This window comes from Paraclostridium dentum, from assembly GCF_012922555.1.
In the GTDB taxonomy this organism is placed as follows: domain Bacteria; phylum Bacillota; class Clostridia; order Peptostreptococcales; family Peptostreptococcaceae; genus Paraclostridium; species Paraclostridium dentum.
The window spans coordinates 1-338 of record NZ_WIPK01000179.1 but is presented as its reverse complement, the minus strand read 5'-3'; the positions used below and the strand labels follow the sequence as shown (position 1 = coordinate 338).

Sequence of the window (338 nt, the reverse complement as noted above, 5' to 3'; positions counted from 1 at the left end):
CTTTCTGCGGGTGCTGTCTGATGGAATTGGGGTGACGTCCTCGATGCGGCCGATCTTCATGCCAGAGCGAGCCAGAGCCCTAAGAGCAGACTGAGCACCGGGTCCTGGAGTCTTGGTCCTGTTCCCGCCGGTGGCCCTCAGTTTGATGTGCAGAGCGGTGATGCCGAGCTCCTTGCACCTCTGAGCCACATCCTGAGCAGCCAACATGGCAGCGTAGGGAGAGGACTCGTCTCTGTCGGCCTTCACCTTCATTCCACCAGTCACACGGCAGATAGTTTCTTTGCCGGAGAGATCAGTGACGTGCACGAAGGTGTCGTTGAAGGATGCGAAGATGTGGC

General features: G+C 58.6%; 1 protein-coding gene. It reads right to left on the bottom strand.

The window, feature by feature from the left end:
- The coding region (locus GFJ41_RS21285) for a 30S ribosomal protein S11 (protein ID WP_170076053.1) at positions 1 to 338 on the bottom strand (338 nt) is incomplete at both ends.